This window comes from Streptomyces sp. NPDC005004 (assembly GCF_053600675.1).
This window is the reverse complement of record NZ_JBSGAH010000009.1, coordinates 114010-132621: the sequence shown is the minus strand read 5'-3', so window position 1 is coordinate 132621 and position 18612 is coordinate 114010. Positions and strand designations below refer to the sequence as shown.

Genomic DNA, 18612 nt, shown 5'->3' with positions numbered 1-18612 from the left:
GGTGTTTTCCATGGAGACTGTCCACCTGTCCGAGCGGGAATTGCGAACGTTGGCCGAGATGGAGAAATCCCTGGGCCGGGAGCCCTTCCTGACCCGGCACTCCTTTCTGACCCGGCACACCCGGGGCCACCGGCTCGCCGTCTGGGTGTCGGTGCTCGCGCTCGCCTCCTTGAGCCTGCTCATCCTGGACGTGCTGTTCGTGAACCCGTTGCTGACCAGCGCATTCATCATCGTCTGGGCGATCACCCTGGCCGGCCTCGTGGGTCTGGTCGTGCGCTGGAGCCGTGAGTGGAAGAGGCAGGTGACGATCCGCATATGAGCACCACCGGCTCTTGTACGGACATACGCATACCCAAGGCGCGGCATCCGCTGACCGACGAGGAATTCCGCGACCTGATGCGCGAGGCACGGCAGGAGGCGCGGCGCCGGCGGATCGGCGATCCGCCGAGAGGGGAATCCGCGCTCTCGCTGTGCACACAGCACGCGGAATTCGGAGCGTCCGCGCACTGAGCGGCGTGAGGCACTCCTGGAGGTCCGCCGGGTGGTGACCGATGCGGGGGCGCGCCCGGTGCGGGCCGAGGTGACGTACCCGTCCGAAGCGAGGTGACGTACCCGCCCGTATACGGCAGCGTCGTACCGGCCGGTGTGCGGTCCCGCCGTACCGGCCGGTGTGTGGCCGCGTCCACCCGGGGAATCCGCCTCCTTGGCGAGCGCCCCCGGCGAGAGGAGCCCAGGTGACAGCGTCGGCATCGGGAACGGGGAGCCGGAAGCCGGAGACCGGGGAGTCGGGGTACGAGCCCGACCCGCGGCGGTGGCGGGCCCTGTGGGTGACACTGGTCGCCGGCTTCATGAGCCTGCTGGACGTGACGATCGTGGCGGTCGCCCTGCCCACCATCCAGCGGGACCTGCACGCCTCCCCGGCCCAGGTGCAGTGGGTGGTCTCCGGGTACGCCCTGACCTTCGCCCTCGCCCTCGTCACCGCCGGACGGCTCGGCGACGCCCTCGACCGGCGCCGTATCTTCCTGCTGGCCCTCAGCGGGTTCGTGCTGTTCAGCGCCGCCTGCGGGGCGGCCCCCGACATCGACCTGCTGGTGGTGGCCCGCCTCGCCCAGGGTCTCGCGGCGGGCTTCATGGCGCCGCAGAACTCCGCGCTGATCCAGCAGATGTTCCGGGGCGCCGAGCGCGGCCGGGCGTTCGGCTTCTTCGGCGCGACCGTCGGCATATCCTCCGCCGTCGGCCCCCTGACCGGCGGCGCGATCCTCGCCCTGGCCTCGGGCGACCAGGGCTGGCGCTGGATCTTCTACGTGAACGTGCCCATCGGCGTCCTCGCCGTCCTGCTGGGCAGGCGGCTCCTCCCCCGCACCCGCCGCAGCGGCCGGGGGCACGTGGACGTGCCCGGGGTGCTGCTCCTCGGCCTCGGCGTGCTCGCGGTCATGTTCCCGATGGTCCAGGCGGACTCCGGGGGCATCGGGCGTCTGTGGTGGCTGTTCCCGGTGGGCGCGGCGCTGCTCGTGGTCTTCGCCCTCTGGCAGCGACGGCTCGTCGCCCGGGGCACCCAGCCCCTGCTGGACCCGCGCCTGTTCACCACCGTGCGCGGCTACGCGGTCGGCGCGGGCGTCGGCACGCTGTACTTCATCGGCTTCAGCGGCGTCTGGCTGGTGTTCGCGCTCTTCTACCAGCACGGTCTCGGCTTCTCGCCCCTGATGTCCGGGCTCGCGGTGACCCCGTTCGCCCTCGGCTCGGCGATGGCCGCCGTCCTCGCCGGGCGCCTGGTGGAGCGCTTCGGGCGCGTGCTCACGGTGTGCGGTCTGACGGCGGTGATCGCGGGACTCGGCGGCACCGCGCTCCTGCTCCGGCTCGCCCCGCTCGGCAGTGCCCCCTGGCTGGCCGCGCCGCTGCTGTTCCTGGGCGGCGTCGGCAGCGGTTTCGTGGTGTCCCCGAACATCACCATGACCCTGCGCGAGGTGCCCGTGCGCATGGCGGGCGCGGCGGGCGGCGCCCTCCAGACCGGCCAGCGCCTCGGCGCGGCGGTGGGTACGGCGGCGCTGCCCGGCCTGTTCTACCTGGCGCTCGCGGGGCACAGCGACTACCGCTCCGCGCTCACCATGGCGCTGGTCGCCGCCCTCGTCGGCATGGCGGCGTCCCTGGCGCTGGCGGCCTTCGACTGGCAGCGGGACCGGCGCGCGTCCCGGTCCCGGAGCGAGTGCCCCGACGAGGCAGCGAACGATCCGGTGAACGCCCGGCAGAACTGAGACCCCTGCCCGCCCGGTGCGCTTTTCCGACCACTGCTCCACTCGTGTGCGACAACCACCCGTACGGCGGCATGTCGGCCGCCCGGGGACGCCCTTCTCCGTCCCGAGCCTCCAGGATTGCGGTCACCTACGCCATGGGGCGGCCGGACCGCGAACACCAGGAGAAGCGCAACCCGTGACTACCATCGACCGCCCCGAGCCGGCAGCGGAGGACTCGTCCGAGAACGAGCTGCTGGTCCGGCGCAACGAGCCCGGCAGTGTCGTGGTGAAGTGGCTGACGACCACGGACCACAAGACGATCGGCACGCTCTACCTCGCGACGTCGTTCGCCTTCTTCCTGCTGGGCGGTGTGCTCGCGCTGCTGATGCGCGCCGAGCTGGCCCGTCCGGGTCTGCAGATCATCTCCAACGAGCAGTTCAACCAGGCGTTCACGATGCACGGCACCGTGATGCTGCTGATGTTCGCGACGCCGCTGTTCGCGGGCTTCACCAACTGGATCATGCCGCTGCAGATCGGCGCGCCCGACGTGGCGTTCCCGCGGCTGAACATGCTGGCGTACTGGCTGTACCTCTTCGGCTCGCTCATCGCGGTCGGCGGCTTCCTCACCCCGCAGGGCGCGGCCGACTTCGGCTGGTTCGCCTATTCGCCGCTCTCCAGCGCCATCCGCTCACCCGGCGTGGGCGGCGACATGTGGATCATGGGGCTGGCCTTCTCCGGCTTCGGCACGATCCTCGGTTCGGTCAACTTCATCACCACGATCATCTGCATGCGCGCGCCCGGCATGACCATGTTCCGTATGCCGATCTTCTGCTGGAACGCGCTGCTGACCAGTGTCCTCGTGCTGCTCGCCTTCCCCTGCCTCGCGGCCGCGCTGCTCGCCCTGGAGGCGGACCGCAAGTTCGGCGCCCACGTCTACGACGCGGCCAACGGCGGACCCCTGCTGTGGCAACACCTGTTCTGGTTCTTCGGCCATCCGGAGGTGTACATCATCGCGTTGCCGTTCTTCGGGATCGTCACGGAGATCATCCCGGTGTTCTCGCGCAAACCGATCTTCGGCTACATGGGTCTGGTGGCGGCGACCATCGCGATCGCGGGCCTCTCGGTGACCGTGTGGGCGCACCACATGTACGTCACCGGCGGTGTGCTGCTGCCCTACTTCTCCTTCATGACGTTCCTGATCGCGGTCCCGACCGGGGTGAAGTTCTTCAACTGGATCGGCACCATGTGGAAGGGCTCGGTGTCCTTCGAGACACCGATGCTGTGGACCACGGGCTTCCTGGTCACCTTCCTCTTCGGCGGCCTGACCGGCGTCATCCTCGCCTCCCCGCCGATGGACTTCCACGTCTCCGACTCGTACTTCGTGGTCGCCCACTTCCACTACGTCGTGTTCGGCACCGTCGTCTTCGCGATGTTCGCGGGCTTCCACTTCTGGTGGCCGAAGTTCACCGGCAAGATGCTGGACGAGCGCCTGGGCAAGATCACCTTCTGGACGCTGTTCATCGGCTTCCACGGCACCTTCCTGGTCCAGCACTGGCTGGGCGCCGAGGGTATGCCCCGCCGCTACGCCGACTACCTCGCGGCCGACGGCTTCACCCTGCTCAACACCGTCTCCACCATCGGCGCGTTCCTGCTGGGCCTGTCGATGCTGCCGTTCTTCTACAACATCTGGAAGACCGCGCACTACGGCAAGCTCGTCCAGGTGGACGACCCCTGGGGCTACGGCCGCTCCCTGGAGTGGGCGACCTCCTGCCCGCCCCCGCGCCACAACTTCCTCACGCTGCCCCGCATCCGCAGCGAATCGCCCGCCTTCGACCTCCACCACCCCGACATCGCGATGGCCGAGCACGCGGCCAACGCGATCCGGCCGTGACCGCACGGAGACACCATGCGCGACCCAGCGGGACCTGAGGCCGAGGACGCCAGGCTCGGCAACGAAGTGGAGGGATACCTCCTGTGGCAGGCCACCATCGCCGTCGCGGAACAGCGCGCGCGTGACTTCACCGGACCCCTGGACTGGCTGACCACCGCCCAGCGCGAGGAGATCGAACGGCACTACATCGCCGACAGCCTCCACCGCGCCCGCCAGGACCTGGAACGCGTCGCCGCCCGCTGCCGCTCCCTGCGCACCGAGTACGAACAGCGCTACCGCGCTCTCCGCCTCCGCTGCGTCGCCTGCACCCTGGCGGCGGCGGCCTGCCTCACGTCGGTGACGACGGCGGCGGTCTCCCTGGCCAGGTGACCCGGCTCCTTCCGTGACGAATCCCGCCTCCCGGGTACCCGGGAGCCCTCACGGAAGGAGCCCGTCCATGAGCTTCGAGACCCCCACACCGTCCCAGGCCGAGGGCGAACGAGAACCGGACGTCGAGACCGCCGGCAGCCCCGTCCGCCGCGACGTACCACGCACGACTCCGTCCCAGGCGGAGGGTGAGGACCCCGAGGAGGAGGCCGGATAGGACGGACGACGACGTGCGCCTCGTCGAAGGTCGTCCGAGTGCGGTGCCCCTCTCGGCACCACGCCTGCCGCGTACGCCAGGAGAGGTGAGCCGCACGGCGGCCCGATTATCCGCGTGACAGCCCGCCTCCGGTCCGCCTACGATCCCGGCGATGAAGAACTCCTCCTCTTGTGGATCGGGGGAATCGTTCGCGCAAGGTGAGTGCTGATGGCACATCACTTCGTGAATGTTCCGACCCGACTGTCGATGTGGCGGCGCGTGCGGGAGTACGCGGTGCCGCTGTCCATGATCGAGACGGCCACCGCACGGCGGGCGGCCGGTGACTGGGGCGGGGCCTGTGCGGCCGCCCGTATGAACGTGGATCTCGATCTGCGCGCCGTGCGCAAGCGCCACGGCAACGAATTCACCGGCCGGCTGCGGGCGGATCTGCGGCGGCTGGCACCGGATCTGCTGCGGTGGCACATGCCCCGGGTCGTGCCCGACGGGCGACTACGGCCCGGTCTCACCGTGACTGTCGCCCGCTACGCGGGGGCCACGCCCGTACATCTCGTCGTACGGACGCCGCCCGCCTGGGCGGATGCCGGGCAGCGGATGACGCTGGCCCTGTGGGAGGGGCCGGGGAGCGAGTACCGCGGTCATCATCCGCATCCGCATCCCGACCGGCGCTTCCGGCTCGATCTGCACCGGCGTCTGTGGGACGCCCGGGCGTGCGCCGAGCCCTGGAGCCCGACCGGCCGGGCCGAGCCGCCCGAGGGGCTGGACCTGCCCTCCCCGTGGGCTGCCGGGAACTGGGCCGCCGAGGCGGAAGCACTGCTGCGCGCCGAGGGGCGGGCTCGGGGCGCGTTCACCGTCCGGATCGGGGCGCGTCGCCGTGTCGTACTCGAACTCGTCGCGCCCGACGACGGCCATGTGCCGACGGTTCGACGCGTGCGGGAGGTACCACCTCCGCAGGAGGTCGCGGCGCTTCCGGTGCTGCCGGAGGTGGCGGCGCGAGTCCTGCCCGACGTCGAACTGCTGCGGGCCGGTCTGGTGGCGCTGCCGCAGTTGCATCCGCTCGTCGCGCGCGCGTTGGCGGGGTACGGGGCGGGTGAGTCCGCCGACGCCCCGCCCGTCCCGCACGATCCGCACCGGGTCGAGTGCCGGGGCCAGGTGCACCGGATCGCGCTGCGGGACGGTGTGCTGACCGCCGTCGACCACGACCCGGCCGAACTCCGCCGCGAGGAACTGCTGTCGGGTCTCGGCGGCCCCCCGCTGCCGTGTCTGCGGGCGATCGACGCCGTGCACCGCAGTCCCGAGGCCCTGCCCGCGATCCGGGAGCGGCTGCGGCACGGGGACACGGTGGGGGCGCTGGCCGTGGTGGAGGGGCTGCTCGGTCCCGGGGCGCTGCTGCGCGACGGGCCGCTGCGGGACGAACTGGAGTCGGCGGCGGCCGGCCGCATCGAGCACGGGCTGTACCGCTCGGGGCTGGTCACGGTGCACCCCGCCGCCGAGGCGGTCTGGGAAGCCGCCCGGCGCCCGCGCCTCGGCCGCCGCACACCCGCCTTTCTGCTCCTCAAGCGCGACAGAAGGAACCGGCCGCGAACCGGCCTGAAGTTCTGACCGACTTCACCAGGGGTCCGGCCGACCCCGTTTGTCTTCAGACCACTTGGGACACCTCTGTCCCCTTCCCCTCCACAGGTGACGCCCATGAACCCCAGTACGTCCACCGCGCCCCAACTCGTCCTCGCACAAGACCTCTTGACCCTCCTGCGCACGACCACCACCGAGCCCCGCCCCGATGAACAGCTCGAAGCGCTCGCGCTCGCCGTGGCCGCCGATCTGCCCGTGCTGCTCTGGGGCGAGCCCGGCATCGGCAAGACCGCCGCGCTGACGCAGCTCGCCGCGACGCTCGAACTGCCGCTGACGACCGTGATCGCCAGTGTCCACGAGCCGTCCGACTTCTCCGGGCTGCCGATCCTGGGAGACGACCCGGAGGTGCGCGGGGTGCCGATGGCGCCGCCGCAGTGGGCGGTCGAACTGGTCCGGGCCGGAGGGGGGTTGCTGTTCCTCGACGAACTGTCCACCGCCACCCCTGCCGTGCAGGCCGCGCTGCTCCGGGTTGTCCTGGAGCGCAGGGTCGGCACGCTCCAGCTCCCGCCGGGGGTAAGGATCGTGGCTGCCGCCAACCCGCGCGCATCGGCGGCGGACGGCTGGGAACTGAGCCCGCCGTTGGCCAACCGGTTCGTGCATCTGCACTGGGTCCACGACCGCGAAGTGGTGGTGCGCGGGCTGGGCGGCGTCTGGCCCTGTGCCGAACTACCGCGACTGGTTCCGGAGTTGCTGCCGGACGCCGTGGCGCTCGCGCGGCGCACCGTCACCGGCTTCCTCAGCGCCCGCCCGACCCTGATCCACCGCCTGCCCACCACCGAGACCCGGCGCGGCGGCGCCTGGCCCTCGCCCCGGAGCTGGGAGGCGGCGCTGACGCTGCTGGCCTTCGGTACGGCCGCCTCCGTCTCCCGCGATGTCCTGGCGCTGCTCGTACGGGGCGCGGTCGGGGACGGTCCCGGGCTCGAACTCCTCGCGCACATGGACCGCTTGGACCTCCCCGACCCGGAGATCCTGCTCGCCGACCCGGCCTGCGCCGAGCTGCCGGAGCGGGGCGATCTGCGGCAGGCCGCGCTGGAGGCGGTGGTCGCCGCCGTGGGCGCCCGGCCCGAACGGCCGCGCTGGGAGGCCGCCTGGGCGGTCCTGGTCCGGGCCCTGGAGACCGGCGCCCCGGACCTCCTGGTCGCCCCGGCCACGACCTTGGCCGCCCTCCGCCGCGACGACTGGGACGTGCCGGACACGATGGAGCGGCTGGCCGGAGTGATCGGCATCGCCCGGGGAGCCGACCGGTCGGTGGAGCGGATGGCCGCGGCGGCCGCGGCGCGCCGATGACGGGGGCCGCCGAACGCCGGGTGCCCGGTTCCACCGGCACGGCCGCCACGACCGTCACCAGGAAGCGCCCCGTACCGCGCCCAGGGCCCCCGCCACTCCGTCCCGTCCGCCCCACCACTCCCCCGCCCCTCTCCGACCCCGCCCTCGACCTCCCCAAGCTCCTGACCGCCCGTCTCCACGCGGTCAAGGTCCGCCCCTACCTCGCCGACGCGCTCTTCGCGCTGCATGTCGTGGAGGACCGCTCGGTGCCGACCATGGCGGTGGACCCCCACTGGCGCTGCTACGTCTCCCCCGCCTTCGTGGCACGCACTCCCGTGGCGGAGCTGGCGGGGGCCTGGGTGCACGAGGTTTCCCATCTGCTCCGGGACCACCACGCCCGGGGCGAGCGGTACGCGCGGGAGAACGAGGCACACGGGCCGGGCGAACCGTTGCGCCGGAACATCGCCGCCGACTTCGAGATCAACGACGACATCTACGGAGACGGCCTGCCGCGCCCCGTCGGCGCGGTGCTCCCCGGACTGCTGGCACTGCCCGCCGGGCTCCTGATGGAGGAGTACCTGCGCACCGCCTCCCTGTCCGCGCTCACCACGGACCTGGCCTGGCTGGACTGCGGCAGCGGCGCGGACGGGCGGGAGCGGCGATGGGACCTCGGGCCCGAGGGAGCGCACGGGCTGAGCAGACAGCAGCGGGACGCGGTCCGTTTCCGGGTCGCGGAGGGGATCAGGGGCCGGCCGGGCAGCGCGCCGGACGGTTGGCGTCGCTGGGCGGACGAGGCGTTCCATCCGCCGCAGCCGTGGCGGCAGTTGCTGGGGGCGGCGGTCCGCTCGGCGGCGTCCGCGCCGGGGGTGGGCGAGAACCACACCTACCGGCGCCCCTCCCGCCGCTCGGCCAGTGTGCCCGGGGTGGTGCTGCCGAGTCTGCGCCGTACACCGCCCCGGGTCTGCGTGGTGATCGACACCTCCGGGTCGGTGAGCGACGCCGAACTGGGCAGTGCGCTGCTCGAGGTGGCGGCGATCACCCGCGCGGTGGGCGGCCGTCGTGACCTGGTCTCGGTGATCTCCTGCGACGCTGCGGCCGGGATCGCCGTACCCCTCTGCCGGGCGGAGAGCCTGGAGCTGATCGGCGGGGGCGGCACGGATCTGCGCTCCGGGTTCGCCCGGGCGCTGCGCGCGCGGCCGCGCCCCGACGTGATCGTGGCGCTGACGGACGGCCAGACCCCCTGGCCGTCCGCCCCGCCGCCGTGCCGTACCGTCGTCGGCCTCTTCCCGCGTCCGCCTCGGGCGCGGAACGAGGAGGACCCCGACCACGTGCCGGAGGGGCCGCCCGTCTGGGCACGGGTGGTCACCATCGGCTGAGGCGGCTCAGCCGACCGCCAGGTTCTGCGCGACGGTGTTCCCGGCGAAGCCGTTCACACCGAACAGCCCGCTCGCGTACGTGGAGTCGGTGGCGTCGATGACCGGGTCGGCGCCGCTGCCGAGCCAGACGCGGATGCGGTCGCCGTTCGTCCGCACCGTGAGGTGGTAGGTGCGGCCCTCGACGACGGCCGTCTTGTACGTGGCGATGTCCCGGCCGGGGCGCCAGAGCTTGACGACGCCGCTGGTGTCGATGTTCGCCGTGTACCCGGCGCCAGTGGCGTCGGCGCGGAAGGTGAGACCGGTGGCGGTGCCGTTGGTGACGGACAGGTCGCCCTGGTAGGTGAAGTCGGTGCCCGTGCGGTCACTGAGGTAGAAGCCGTCCTGGGCGGTACGGCCGTGCAGCCCGTCGGGGCCGACCGTCCAGGTGCCGCCGCGCGGTGTCCACCGGCCGGCGGGGAACGTCGTGAAGCCGTCCGTGCCGGTGTCGAGGTTCTGCACGGTGGCGGTGCCGCTGTAGACGTTCGCGCCGAACACGCCGCTCGTGTAGGTGCCGTCGGTCGCGTCGACGACCGGGTCGGCGCCGTTGTCGAGCCAGACGCGGATGCGGTCGCCGTTCGTCTGCACCTTCAGATGGTGGGTGCTCCCGGCCGCGATGGGCGTGGCGTAGGTCGCGATGTCCCGGCCGGGGCGCCAGAGTTTGACGACCCCGCTGGTGTCGATGTTCGCCGTGTACCCCGCGCCTGAGGCGTTCGCGCGGAAGGTGAGACCGCCGGCCCGCGCGGAGTCGAGGCTGATGTCTCCCTGGTAGGTCGCGTCGCCCGCGCTGGTGGCGCTGAGGTAGAAGGCGTCGCCGGAGGCGGAGGCGCGCTTGCCGCCGCTGACGTCGCTCCAGGTGCCGCCGGAGGCGTGCCAGGGTCCCTTGAGGTTGCTCAGGAGGGTGGACTGGCCTGTGCCCCAACTGGTGTTGAGGCGTGTGAAGGTCGCGCTGTCCAGGGTCACCTTGCCGTCGAGGGCGAAGAGTCCGATGCCCTGGCTGTCGGCGCCGGAGTCGAAGTAGGCGTTGTCGGAGAGGGAGTAGAGACCGCCGTCGGCGAACAGCTCCAACTGCCCCCGGTCCACGAGGAGTCGCAGGGTCACCTTGCCGTCGCGCGGCTTGAGCGGCTTGTCCTGGAGCGTCTGGGCCTTGAGGTCGTAGACGACCCGGCGGTCGGCGGAGCCGTCCGAGCGCAGATGCAGATCGAAGCCGAACCGGGAGGCGGTGGCGTTCTTGACGTCGAACTGCGCGGTGAGTTCGTAGGTGTCGGCCTTGATGCCGTCGAGGAGGTTGCCGGACTTCGCGGTGTCGATGGTCCGGTTCTTCCAACTGCGGCTGTCCGAGGCGAGGGTGGACAGTTCGGCGACCGGGGTGCGGGTGATCCGGGGGCCGTCGGGGGTGGTCACCAGGGCCAGGGTGGCGGGGAAGGTCGCGTTGCCGGTCCAGGTGCTGCCGTAGTTGCCGCCCTGCCAGGCCATCTGCACGGTACGGCCGTCGGGGGTGTTGGTGAACGTCTCGGCGGCGTAGAAGCTGCCGCCCGCGTAGGTGGTGCCGAGGTCCATCTGCTGGGGCTGGGTCCAGTCGGTGCTGAACGTCCTGCCGTCGAAGGAGCCGACGACGTACTGGCTGGAGGCGGAGGTGAGGATCCACTTCTGCTGACCGGACTTGCCGTCCAGATTCAGCGGATACATGTCCGGGCACTCGAAGAGCCAGGGCGCGCTGAAGCGACTGGTGAACGTCCAGTCCAGGAGGTTGGGCGAGGTGTAGATGTTCACGCCGTTGCCGCCCTGCGAGGACCACACCACCATCGCCCAGCGGTGCCGGGCCGCGTCCCAGAACACCTTGGGGTCACGGCTCTCGTCCGGGATGTCGATGACCTTGCGGCCCTTGTCGTACGCCTGGAAGCTGCGCCCGTCGTCGTTGCTGTAGAAGACGCTGACGCCGCCCGTGTTGGAGAAGACGACGATCGGGTCCAGCGAACCGGTCTTCAGGCCGGAGGTGTTGTCCTTGTCGACCACTCCCCCGCCGGAGAAGAGCGTGCCGGGGTGGACGCCCGGCTCCAGCGCGACCGGCTTCTGCGTCCAGTGGACGAGGTCGGGGCTGGTCGCGTGACCCCAGTGCATCGTGTCCCAGGCCAGGCCGTGCGGGTTGTGCTGGTAGAAGAAGTGGTAGAGCCCGTTGGCGTAGACGAGACCGTTCGGGTCGTTCATCCAGCCGGACTGCGAGCTGAAGTGGAACTGGCCCCGGTACGGCTCGCTGTAGGTGGTCGGCGCGTACGGGAACTCGGGGTAGTCCTGCACCGTCCCGGCGGCCGCGGGGGTCCCCGGCAGCATCGCCGCCAGGAGCGCGATCAGGGAGACGAGCAGGGCTGCGGCTCTTCGACGCACGGAAACCACCCTCACCTGGGACATGTGCATGTCATCGTTGACATCGTTATCGTCGCGCGGTCGATCAGATGATGGGGCCGGCAACTCAACACGTCAACGGAAAGGGCGAGTTCGGTTCACCCGGGGTGCGGCGCGCTCAGCGAGTGGACTCCATCTCGCCCTGGCGCTGCAGCAGTTCGTCCATCGCGGTGGCGGCCATGTGACGTGCGGTGCGGAGGATGTCCTCGTCGCTGAAGTCGCCGTGCGCGGAGGCGTCCACGGCGGCGTTGATGCTCAACAGGGCCATGCGCAACTGGAGTACGTCCGTCGGTGCGCGGCGGGGCAGCAGCTCGGTCAGCGCGTCGACGAGGGCCGCGAGGGCGAATCCGATCCGGTTGTCGGTCTGCTCGGCGAGGGTGCGCACCAGGAGCGGGTTGGCGGTCAGGAAGCGGATGCCGTGGAGCTTGTCGGTGGAGAACGACTCGACCCAGCGCAGCACGGCCGCCTTCGCCAACTCCTGTGTCCGGGGCTGGGTATCGATCCACGCGAGCAGTTCCTCCGCCTCCGAGCCCCGCTGGTCGAACAGGGAGCGGACGATGTCCTCCTTGCCGGCGAAGTGGTAGTAGAGCGACGCCTTCTTGATCCCCAGCGCCTCCGCGATCTCGCGCATCGAGGTCGCCTCATAGCCGGAGGCGGTGAACAACTCCAGGGCCACGCGGCGGATCGCGGCGCGCGTTTCGGCGCCGGAGCGGCGGGGCGACTCGGGAGCGGGTGGTGTGACCATGCCCTCAGCCTACCGCACGGTAGGCTTGTCTACCTTCCGGTAGGTAGGCTACGTTCGGCGGCGCCACCCGGCCATGCGCCCCTGTCGCCTTTGGAGGAAATTGATGAGCAGGTACGACATCGTGTGCGAGTACCCGTATCCGATCGCGGAGGTCTGGCACGTCCTGACCGACCCCGCCTGCGTGGCCCGATGGACGACCACCGGCCAGGGCGGCCGCCCGGACGGCTTCGCACCGGTCGTCGGCACGGCGTTCCGCTTCGTCGGCAAGCCGACCATGGGGTGGGCGGGCGTCGTGTACTGCGAGGTCCGGGAGGTCGACGCGCCCCACCGGCTGCGCTACTCGTGGAAGGGCGACGCCGACACCGACGAGGTCACCGAAGTCACCTACGTCCTCCAGGAGATACCCGGTGGCACCCGCTTCACCTGGCAGCACACGGGGTTCACGGGTGTCGGTGGCTTCGCGATGTCGAAGCTTCTGGCGAGCGTGCGCCGCAAGATGCTGACCGAGGGCGTGCCGCCGGTGCTCGCCGCCCACCACTCGGCTCAGTCGACCTGACCGTCCAGCCGGCCACCCTCACGCATGAGCACCCTCCCCCGCAGCTCCGGCACTCCCCGCCAGGCCAGCACACCGCTCAACCTCACCCGCACGAAGACGAACGACCCCTCCTCGCCCCGCGGGTCCCACCCGAACTTCCCGGCGAATCCCTCCGCCGCAGCCGCCGGCACCTCCTCGACCGGAAAGCACCGCGCCTCACCCCGCAGCAGCACGACGTCGAAGCTGTCCGGCAACGCCAACCGCACCCGCGGCTCCACCCGGAGGTTCCGCACGGTCGCGGAACCGCCTCCGGTACACATCCACACCGCCTCGCCGTCCCACCAGAACCACAACGGCACCTGATGCGGGCCGTGTTCGGGGTGTGCGGTCGCCACCCACACGTCCCGCTCCCCGGCGAGCCGCCCGAGCGTGTCGTTCCGTCGCCGCGCCGTGTCCCGGCATCCGATGTCCGTGGTCCGCATGTCGGTCAACCTAGTCGGCGGGTCCCGGCCCGCGCCTCAGGCAAAGGGCCTACGACCTGCGACCGAAGCCTCGGGGCGCGGTGATCGGGGGCAGCTCAGGGCGCCGTGAACAGGGTGGGAAAGCGGGGTGCGAGCCAGGGCTTGCGCCCCCAGGCGAGTACGCCTCCGCGCGCCATGGCCTGCCAGGGACCCAGTCGCCCCAGCGCGATGAGCAGGAAGGTGACGGGCTCGGTGAGGATGGTGCAGTCGGACGGCTCCGGCGGGGCGGGGAGGACCTCGACCGTGCTGTCGGCGAAGGTGACGCCGAACGCCTCGCCGCCCCGGACGCGCAAGGTGAATCGAGCCGACACCCCGGCGGCGGCATCGGCGTTGGCGACGCGCGGCATCGCCGTCTTCAGGAACGGCAGGCACAGCTCGACCCGCCCCCGGTCGATCATGTGCGGGCGCCGCGCCGCGCGCGCGAGGTCGTAACCGTGGCCCAGCATGTGGGTCAGCAGATACGAGGCGAGCACGGCCGGGTCCATGGGCCCGAGCGGGGTCAGCAGCGTCCGGTCCGCCGGGCCTCGCTCCACCGCGTCCAGGAACACCTCCGCCTGCTGCACGATCATCGCGGCCAGCGGCTTCGCCCCGCGCTCGGGGAACGCGGCGAGGCTTTGCGCGTTGGCGGCCGCGAGGCTCTGGGGCGTGCCGTCTCCGTAGAGCCGTTCCTCGCCGGCCGCGAGATCGGCCATGAGACCGTTGGCCAGCGCCAGATGAGCGGCCGTCTCTCCCACGGTCCATTCCAGCCCCGGAACGGGCAGGCCCATGTCCGTCGCGCCGTCGAGGAGCGCGGCGATGTCCCCGGCGGTCCCCCGTATCTCCCGCCCGAGTCCCTCCGGCAGGACACGCCCGGCACTTGTCCCCACTTCCCGCTCCACGCCGCCGCTCTCCTCGCACTTCGCTGATCACGCACTCGTAGCGCGGTACGAAACCAGACCCACCGGCCGGGGACAAGGCACGGGCGGGGCTCACACCGGGACGCCGGTCAGTGGCCGCCGCTCGGGGGCTCGCAGTGCGAGCCGTCCGGGTAGCCGCCGAAGGCGTCCGCCTTGGTGGAGTCGGTGGTCATCGTGCCCTCGAGACACCAGGGAGCGGCACCGATGTCGACGAGGAAGCCGACCCCGGTCGGGCCCTCCTGATACGCCCGCACCGAGTCGGCGGAGTAGCCGAGCCGGGTGAGTGCGTCACGGACGCCGTCCGGGGCGAAGTCGCCGCGCTCGCGCAGCGGTTCGAGTGCGCTCGTAACACGTGCGACGGCCGCGATCCCCTTGCACCGGTTCTCTCCGTGGAGCTTGAGGGGCACCCTGAATCCGTGGTTCTCGGCGTAGTGGTCCGGCGGTGACGCGGTGGCGGTCGGGGTGGTGGCCGCGGGCGTCGTCGGCACGGCGCTCTCGCCGGGACAGGGGAAGTCCGTCTGCGCGCGGGGAGTCGGCGCGGCGGTCGGCGTCGGCCGTGCGGGCGGGTTCGCGCCGACGGTGTCCCCCGCCCGCTCCGTCCCGCACCCCGTCAGCAGGACCATCACCGCCACCGGCAGCATCCCGAGGCGGACTGGCGTCTTTCTTGGCAACGTCATGGCCCGATCCTGCCTGGCACCGGTGCGGGTGTCATGAGCATTCTTACTCAGCCGCCCGTTCACCGGACTCCTCCGGTCACCCCGTCCCCGGCGTCCCCGGCGGCCCGTCACCCGGTTCGGCAGCGGCGCAGCATGAGTCCGGTCCGGCAGGGTTACAGATGACTGCAGACGCGCGACGATCGGGTTCCGCGTTCTCGGTGCCCGCAAAGGCCCGGGTGGGCGGCGCACGCGCGAGGGAGAGGGGCGAGCCGTGTTCTACAACCTGCTCAAGTACGTTCTGCTGGGACCACTGCTCAGAGTGGTGTTCCGGCCGCGGATCGAGGGGCTGGAGAACGTGCCCGCGGACGGCGCGGCGATCGTCGCGGGCAATCACCTGTCGTTCTCGGACCACTTTCTGATGCCGGCGATCCTCAAAAGACGGATCACGTTTCTCGCGAAGGCCGAGTACTTCACGGGGCCGGGTATCAAGGGTCGGCTGACGGCGTTCTTCTTCCGGAGCGCGGGGCAGATCCCGGTGGACCGGTCGGGCAAGGAGGCGGGGCAGGCGGCGATCCGGGAGGGGCTCAAGGTGCTGGGGCGCGGGGAGCTGCTGGGGATCTATCCGGAGGGGACGCGCTCGCACGACGGGCGGCTGTACAAGGGCAAGGTCGGGGTCGCCGTGATGGCGCTGAAGGCGGGGGTGCCGGTCGTGCCGTGCGCGATGATCGGGACCTTCGAGGCACAGCCGCCCGGCCGGAAGCTCCCCCGCCCGCGGCCGGTGGCGATCCGGTTCGGAAAGCCGATGGACTTCTCCCGGTTCGCGGGGATGGAGGGCGAGCGCGCGGTGCTCCGGGCGGTCACCGACGAGATCATGTACGAGATCCTGGCGCTGTCCGGGCAGGAGTACGTCGACGAGTACGCGGCCGTCGTCAAGGAGAGCCAGGGCGAGCGGCAGCGCCGCTTTCCGCGCGCACCGCTGAGCTGACCTCCGCCTCCCGGCCGACTCGGGCCGCCGCCCCGCGTCCGGTGCCGGCCTCCACTCTCGGCTTCCGCTCTCGGCTTCCGCACTCGGCGGCTTCCGCTCCAGGCGGACTCCGCTCTCGGCGCAAGCGGGCGTCGGCCGCGCCGCGCCCCGGCCAAGATCGCCGTATGAAGCGAGCTGTGGTGATCGGCGCGAATGGTCAGATCGGGCGTCCCGTGGTGGACGCGCTGGTCCGGGACGGATGGGAGGTGACGGCCGCCACGCGGAGCGGCGGCCGGAGCGCGGCGTGGGACGAGGGGGTGCGGGCGGTCCGGCTGGACCGTGCCGACGACGCCGCGCTCGGCGCGGTGGTGGGCGACGGCTGCGATGCCGTGGTCGATCTGGTCGGCTACGACGCCGTCCACGCACGGCAGTTGACCGCTCTGGCGGGCCGGATCGGCTCGGCCGTGGTGATGTCCACGGTGGCGGTGTACACCGACGGCGCGGGGCGCGGTTTCGACACGATGGACGACCCGGACGGCTGTCCGCACTTCCCGGTGCCCATCGCGGAGACCCAGCCCACCGTCCGCCCCGGGGAGGCGACCTACGCGACCCGCAAGTCGGCCCTGGAGCACGAACTCCTGGGCAACGAGGCGGGGTTGCCGGTGACGGTGCTGCGTCCCGGCGCCGTCCACGGGCCGCACAGCCGGCTCCCCCGCGAGCTGTACTTCGTGAAGCGCAACCTCGACGGGCGCGCGTCACGGGTGCTGGCGCTGCGGGGCGAGACCCGGTTCCACACCGCGAGTGCCCGCAACGTCGCGGAGTTGGTCCGGCTGGCGGCCGACCGCCCCGGCACCCGGGCGCTCAACGCGTGCGATCCGCAGGCGCCGACGGCGGAGGAGATCGGGGCCGCGATCGACGCGGTCATGGGCGTGAAGACCGAGACGACCCTGCTCGACGGACCCCCGCACGACGGCTCCGTGGGCCTGAACCCCTGGGCGGGCCCACGCCCTGTGGTGTGCGACATGTCCGCCGCCGAGCGGGAGTTGGGCTACCGGCCGGTGGTGTCGTACGCGGACAGCCTGCCGGAGACGGTGGAGTGGCTGACGGCCGAACTGCGCGCCGGTACCTGGGACGAGCGCTTCCCGCTGCTCGCGGGGGCGTACCCGGAGCTGTTCGACTACGCGGCGGAAGACGCCCTGTCGGCCGCGCGGAAGGCATGAGAAGAGGGGCGACCGGAAGTCTCCGGCCGCCCCTCTCCCCTCGTGACAGGTGTTACGGCTTCGGGGTCGCGTGCGGGGCGCACGTGACGTCGGAGCCGTCGAGCTGCCCCGTGAGCAGGTAAGCGTCGACCCGGTCGTTGATGCAGGGGTTGACCAGACCGGTCACGCCGTGCGAGCCCGCGTCCCGCTCGGTGATCAGGCGCGAGTTCTTGAAGCGCTTGTGCAGCGAGACGGCGCCCTCGTACGGGGTGGCGGCGTCATGCGTGGACTGCACGATCAGGACCGGCGGAAGACCGCGGTGCGTCGTGACCTCGACCGGCGTGTGCTGCTTGGCCGGCCAGGTGGCGCAAGGCAGGTTCATCCACGCGTTGGCCCAGGTCATGAAGGGATAGTCCCTGTTGAGCCGGGTGTTGTCCCGGTCCCAGGTCTTCCAGTCCGTCGGCCACTTGGCGTCGGCGCACTCCACGGCCGTGTAGACCGCGTTGCCGTTCTCGGAGGACGCGTTGCCCGCGGTGTCCGACAGATCGGGGGCGGCCGCGTCGACCAGCGCCTGAGTGTCACCGGCGACGTACTTGCTGAACACCGAGGCGACCGGCACCCACGACGAGTCGTAGTACGGCGCGTTCTGGAAGAAGCTGATCAGCTCGGCAGGACCGACGACCCCGCCGAGGGGGTGCTTCTTGGCCGTCGCGCGCAGCTTCAGCCACTGGTCCTGGACGGCGGCGCGGGTGGTGCCGAGGTGGAAGGCGGCGTCGTTGGCGGCGACCCAGTTCTCCCAGTCCTTCCAGCGGCCCTCGAACGCGATGTCCTGGTCCAGGTTGGCCTGGTACCAGATGTTGTCGCGGTCCGGGTTGACCACGCTGTCCACGATCATGCGGCGCAGGTGGCCCGGGAAGAGGGTGCCGTAGACGGCGCCGAGGTAGGTGCCGTACGAGACGCCGAGGTAGTTCAGCTTCTTCTCACCGAGCGCGGCGCGGATGACGTCCAGGTCGCGGGCGGTGTTCGGGGTGGTCATGTACGGCAGCATCGCGCCGCTGCGCTCGCCGCAGCCCTCGGCGTACTCGCGGGCCAGCTTGCGCTGGGCGCGCTTGTCGGCCTCGGTGCCGGGCACCGGGTCGGCCTTGGGCGCCTTGACGAACTCCTGCGGGTCGACGCAGGAGATGGGCGCGGAGTGGCCGACGCCGCGCGGGTCGAAGCCCACGAAGTCGTAGGCCTTGGACACGTCGGTCCACAGCGGGTTCTTGTTGGTGACGCGGGTCGGGAAGCGCATCCCGGAGCCGCCGGGGCCACCCGGGTTGTAGACCAGCGCGCCCTGGCGGTCCTTCTGGGTGCCGGTGTTGCCGATGCGGTCCACGGCGAGCTTGATCTGCTTGCCGCGGGGGTGGGCGTAGTCGACCGGCACGCTGACCCAGCCGCACTGGATGGGCTTGGCCAGCCCCCAGTCGGCGGGGCAGTCCTGCCAGTCGATGCCCTGGTGGGCGGCGCGGGCGGCGGCGATCGCGGCGCCGAGCGCCTCACGGTCCTGCGTGTGCCGGCTGTCGGCGGTGGCGGCGGGGGCCGACACCGCCCCGGCTATCAGGCTCGCGACGAGTGTTCCGGCCGAACCGAGCGCCAGAACAAGGTTCTTCGGTTTTTTCTCCCTCAAGGAGATCCTCCCCGT

Annotated in this window: 18 protein-coding genes; 12 read left to right on the top strand and 6 right to left on the bottom strand. The window is 71.6% G+C overall.

Annotated elements, in window-relative coordinates:
- Positions 1-10 precede the first annotated feature (10 nt).
- The 9 genes from ACWEEU_RS15065 to ACWEEU_RS15025 all read left to right on the top strand — a co-directional run bounded on the left by ACWEEU_RS15065 (position 11) and on the right by ACWEEU_RS15025 (position 8976).
- A complete protein-coding gene (locus ACWEEU_RS15065) occupies positions 11-319 on the top strand; it encodes a DUF3040 domain-containing protein (protein ID WP_385739723.1) in 309 nt (102 codons plus the stop codon).
- Complete coding sequence (locus ACWEEU_RS15060) at positions 316-510, top strand: hypothetical protein (RefSeq protein ID WP_385739726.1); 195 nt, start codon at positions 316-318, stop codon at positions 508-510. The genes ACWEEU_RS15065 and ACWEEU_RS15060 overlap by 4 nt, the downstream gene beginning before the upstream one ends.
- Positions 511-734: 224 nt before the next feature.
- Positions 735-2252, top strand: a complete 1518-nt coding sequence (locus tag ACWEEU_RS15055; RefSeq protein WP_451732359.1) for an MFS transporter — start codon at positions 735-737, stop codon at positions 2250-2252.
- Between the two features lie 175 nt (positions 2253-2427).
- Positions 2428-4122 (top strand): aa3-type cytochrome oxidase subunit I, encoded by a 1695-nt coding sequence (ctaD, locus tag ACWEEU_RS15050; RefSeq protein ID WP_385739732.1) that lies wholly within the window; start codon positions 2428-2430, stop codon positions 4120-4122.
- A 15-nt stretch (positions 4123-4137) separates the two neighbouring features.
- Entirely contained in the window at positions 4138-4491 is a 354-nt protein-coding gene (locus tag ACWEEU_RS15045; RefSeq protein ID WP_451732356.1) for a cytochrome C oxidase subunit I, read from the top strand.
- A 67-nt stretch (positions 4492-4558) separates the two neighbouring features.
- Positions 4559-4705 (top strand): hypothetical protein, encoded by a 147-nt coding sequence (locus tag ACWEEU_RS15040; RefSeq protein WP_385739738.1) that lies wholly within the window; start codon positions 4559-4561, stop codon positions 4703-4705.
- 207 nt (positions 4706-4912) lie between these two features.
- Entirely contained in the window at positions 4913-6304 is a 1392-nt protein-coding gene (locus ACWEEU_RS15035; RefSeq protein WP_451732353.1) for a hypothetical protein, read from the top strand.
- Between the two features lie 87 nt (positions 6305-6391).
- Positions 6392-7621 carry an AAA family ATPase gene (locus ACWEEU_RS15030; RefSeq protein ID WP_451732350.1) on the top strand — a complete coding sequence of 410 codons (1230 nt, stop codon included), beginning with the start codon at positions 6392-6394 and terminating at the stop codon, positions 7619-7621.
- The gene (locus ACWEEU_RS15025; protein ID WP_451732347.1) at positions 7618-8976 is read left to right on the top strand and encodes a vWA domain-containing protein; all 1359 of its coding nucleotides are present in this window, start codon (positions 7618-7620) and stop codon (positions 8974-8976) included. Before ACWEEU_RS15030 ends, ACWEEU_RS15025 begins: the two co-directional genes overlap by 4 nt.
- 6 nt (positions 8977-8982) lie before the next feature.
- On the opposite strand, the gene ACWEEU_RS15020 is transcribed toward ACWEEU_RS15025, so the two are convergent.
- A complete protein-coding gene (locus ACWEEU_RS15020; protein ID WP_451732345.1) occupies positions 8983-11397 on the bottom strand; it encodes a glycoside hydrolase family 32 protein in 2415 nt (804 codons plus the stop codon).
- A gap of 136 nt (positions 11398-11533) precedes the next feature.
- Complete coding sequence (locus tag ACWEEU_RS15015) at positions 11534-12160, bottom strand: TetR/AcrR family transcriptional regulator (protein ID WP_385739752.1); 627 nt, start codon at positions 12158-12160, stop codon at positions 11534-11536.
- Positions 12161-12263: 103 nt separating this feature from the next.
- Here ACWEEU_RS15015 and ACWEEU_RS15010 point away from each other — a divergent pair, with 103 nt between their 5' ends.
- Positions 12264-12716 (top strand): SRPBCC family protein, encoded by a 453-nt coding sequence (locus ACWEEU_RS15010; protein ID WP_451732341.1) that lies wholly within the window; start codon positions 12264-12266, stop codon positions 12714-12716.
- Here the strand turns inward: ACWEEU_RS15010 and ACWEEU_RS15005 are convergent.
- From ACWEEU_RS15005 to ACWEEU_RS14995, 3 genes are all read right to left on the bottom strand, one after another.
- On the bottom strand, positions 12704-13177 hold the full coding sequence (locus ACWEEU_RS15005) for a pyridoxamine 5'-phosphate oxidase family protein (RefSeq protein ID WP_385739758.1): 474 nt from the start codon (positions 13175-13177) through the stop codon (positions 12704-12706). The two genes, ACWEEU_RS15010 and ACWEEU_RS15005, sit on opposite strands and share 13 nt — an antisense overlap.
- A 95-nt stretch (positions 13178-13272) precedes the next feature.
- Positions 13273-14082, bottom strand: coding sequence for a maleylpyruvate isomerase family mycothiol-dependent enzyme (locus tag ACWEEU_RS15000; protein WP_451732337.1), 810 nt, complete (start codon positions 14080-14082; stop codon positions 13273-13275).
- 119 nt (positions 14083-14201) lie between these two features.
- Complete coding sequence (locus ACWEEU_RS14995; protein ID WP_385739764.1) at positions 14202-14789, bottom strand: hypothetical protein; 588 nt, start codon at positions 14787-14789, stop codon at positions 14202-14204.
- A 250-nt stretch (positions 14790-15039) separates the two neighbouring features.
- Here ACWEEU_RS14995 and ACWEEU_RS14990 point away from each other — a divergent pair, with 250 nt between their 5' ends.
- The gene (locus ACWEEU_RS14990) at positions 15040-15753 is read left to right on the top strand and encodes a lysophospholipid acyltransferase family protein (RefSeq protein WP_451732334.1); all 714 of its coding nucleotides are present in this window, start codon (positions 15040-15042) and stop codon (positions 15751-15753) included.
- A 164-nt stretch (positions 15754-15917) separates the two neighbouring features.
- A complete protein-coding gene (locus tag ACWEEU_RS14985; protein ID WP_451732330.1) occupies positions 15918-16952 on the top strand; it encodes an NAD-dependent epimerase/dehydratase family protein in 1035 nt (344 codons plus the stop codon).
- 52 nt (positions 16953-17004) lie between these two features.
- Here ACWEEU_RS14985 and ACWEEU_RS14980 read toward each other — a convergent pair whose 3' ends face one another.
- Entirely contained in the window at positions 17005-18597 is a 1593-nt protein-coding gene (locus tag ACWEEU_RS14980) for an alpha/beta hydrolase (protein WP_385739773.1), read from the bottom strand.
- Positions 18598-18612 lie beyond the last annotated feature (15 nt).